General features: G+C 69.9%; 2 protein-coding genes. Both read right to left on the bottom strand.

Annotated elements, in window-relative coordinates; translation table 11 throughout:
* Positions 1-20 precede the first annotated feature (20 nt).
* Positions 21-2,276, bottom strand: a complete 2,256-nt coding sequence (locus BLR02_RS28060; protein WP_143018391.1) for a glycosyltransferase family 4 protein — start codon at positions 2,274-2,276, stop codon at positions 21-23.
* 28 nt (positions 2,277-2,304) lie between these two features.
* A partial coding sequence (locus BLR02_RS29940) for a hypothetical protein (protein WP_218128109.1) occupies positions 2,305-2,793 on the bottom strand: 489 nt, incomplete at its 5' end.

The raw sequence follows: 2,793 nt of genomic DNA, 5'->3' as shown, positions 1-2,793 counted from the left end.
GCCAGGCCGCGCACGCGCCATCAGGCCGGCTCGGACTCGCGTCTGCGCCGCTCCGCCATCAGCGCCGCGACGAGGCTCCAGACCAGGGCCCAGCCGGGGTCGTTCCGGTGCCCGTTCTGCCGTCCCCGCAACTCGGTCAGGTGCCTGGCTAAAGTCGGCTCCGCGACGAAGCGCCGCAGGCTGTCGAGTCCGGCGAACAGGCCGGTTTCGGCCAGCCGCGGGGCTCCGCTCACCGATCGCGGCCGATGGCCCGGCGCGAAGAGGCGGATCATCGGAATGCTGCGGCGCTCGAAGATCTCCCGCACCGCATTCAGCCGCGGGTTGGAGGCGATGTCGATGACCAGCTCGGGCGCCATGCCGGTGGCGCCGATGTCGCGGAACAGGCCATCCAGCGTCACTAGGCGGCAGCCCTGCAGGGCCTGTGCCCCGGTCTCGCCGGAGGCCAGAAGCACCATGGGCGGCTCGCCGCCGCGGCGGTAGCGGGACTGGACTGCCAGGGCCGCCACCAGCCTCGGGTCATCCGCCCGGTCCGCCAGCAGCAGCTGGCCACGGCGCCCGGCCGCTTCCACCATCCAGGCCGCATAGGACTGGTTGGCGTCGAAGAAGAGCGGCGTGCGGATATGCCGCAGGCCGCGCCGGTCGCGCACGCCGCTCACCGCCGGCCCATCGCCGCGCGACAGCAGGTAGACCTGCGGGAAGCATGCGGTGAGGGCCTCGATGCACCCGCCCAACTCGGTGCCGCGCATCGCCCAGGCATCGTAGGGTAGGAAGGCCGGCACCGTCGCCGGACGGCGCAGATGCAGCGTCGGAGGCGGCCCGGCGAACCACAGCGCCAGCTGCCCGCCGCAGGCCAAGTCAGCCAGGGGGATGCGCCGCACCCGGCCGAGCAGCTCGGCCGGCGCCACCGCATCATCCGTGGTCGTCAGCTCCGGCAGGGCGACGATGTCGCCGAGCTGGCGCAGCCGGTAGAGCGCGTCCTGGTCGGGGCGGGCATCGAGGGTCCCGCCGAGGACCAAGTGAACCGGCACCTGGTGCGAGAGGTACCGCGCGGTGTCGCAGACATGGTCGAAAATGAGCGACCCGCTGCGCAGCTCCGCCGCGTCGAAGACGATGCATAGCCCGGGATCGAGGTGCCAGCGCATCGCCGCGGTATGGGCCAGCGTGGCGCCGAAAGCCTGCACCGAGGCCATGGCGGAGGCGAAGGAGGCAGCCTCCAGCTGCGGCAGCTGCTCCGGCTTCGCCACCACCTCCTTGCAGGCCCACAATATGGCCTGAAACGAGTCGAGCGTATGGAAGGGATGCGTCGGCGCATAGCCTTCGAAGGCATGCGCATGCGCGATCACCGCCTTGCAGAGGTGCAGCGCCTCGCCGACTTTGATCTTCAGGCCGGTCGAGAAAGTCATCGGCGCCAGCACGACATCGACGTTGCGGTAGAAGTCGTCGAGGCTGTCGACCCGGCCCAGCAGCTCGACGAAGCTCGGCAGCCGGTCGCCCGCCAGATCGTCGCAGCAGCTGCCGGCGATGACGAACCGGCAGGGCAACAGGGTCCGCTCGACATAGAGCCGCGCCGCCTCGAGGAAGGCGCGGATATTGACCAGGTTGATGTTGTTCCGCGCGCCGACGAGGCCGAAGCGCAGGATGCCGCGTGGCGCCTCCGTGCGGAGCAGCGGACGGACCGGCTCGACATAGGGCAGCGTATGAACCGGACGACGGGTCAGCGTACGGAAGAAGGCAGCTTCCTCATCCTTGATCGCCCACACGACATCGGCGCGGTCGAGCGCGATCCGCTCCTCCACCTCCGTTGTGTAGAAGAATTCCGGCTTCAGCCCGTTGGCTTCCAGCACTGCGCGCCGGTCGGCGAAGCGGTCATGCGTGTCGAGGACCTTGAGCACGCCACGCGGGACGAATTCGAAGGCCTTGCTCAGCCAGGTGTAGTTGACGATGCAGGCGTCGAAGCTGCGGGTGGAGAACAGCCAGCGCAGCATGTCGCCGATCGCCGGATCCCACCACTCGTCGATCCGGTGGTCCTCCCCCTCGGCCGGGGGCATGTGCAGGGGGCGGGTGACGGGAACGGTATAGTGGGCGTCCCAGGCCTCCTGCATGGCCCGCAGCGCGGCCAGGGAGGGGTTCTGCCGCCAGTCGGTCTCCGAGGCGTAGTGGACGTAATGGATCTCGGTGCCCTTGCCGCGCAGATCCTGGCAGACCTGGAAGATGCGCTTGCGGTTGCCGTAGTCCTGCGGATGCGTGGGCGTCGGCGCCAGGACGAGGACGCGCATCCCGGCCCAGGATCTAGGGTCCGCGGCGTCAGTCATCGCTGTCGGCGACCCCGCCAAGCAGGCAGATGACGGCGCCGTAGACGGCGGACATCTGCCAGTGCAGGTCGCCGGCGCTGCCCTGCGGCAGCGCCAGGGCGCGCATCGTGCGCAGATGAGGCGGCTGATGGGCGAGGAATATCTTGAGGTCGTGCCAGTGCGTGTCGATCTCCGCCCGCGTCTCCTGCGGGGCGCGGACGAAGTCGGAGACGGCCTGCCAGGCGATGCGCCGACGCATCCATTCCTGGCTGAGCCGCGACGGGTCGATGCAATGCTCGACCATGGCATGGGGCGTGTAGCCGATGGCGCCGCCGAGCGCCTCCAGCCGAGCGGCGAGCTCCGTCTCGTCATTTGACATCAGCGAGATGCCGGAGCCGATGCGCCCGAGCGCCGGGCTGAAGCCGCCGGCCTGGTGCAGCTTCGCCACCCGGTAGGAGACATTGGCGCCGACCACCCATTCGCCGGGCTGCAGCGGGCGGAC

The organism is Belnapia rosea (assembly GCF_900101615.1).
GTDB lineage: Bacteria > Pseudomonadota > Alphaproteobacteria > Acetobacterales > Acetobacteraceae > Belnapia > Belnapia rosea.
This window is presented reverse-complemented; position numbering and strand designations above follow the sequence as displayed.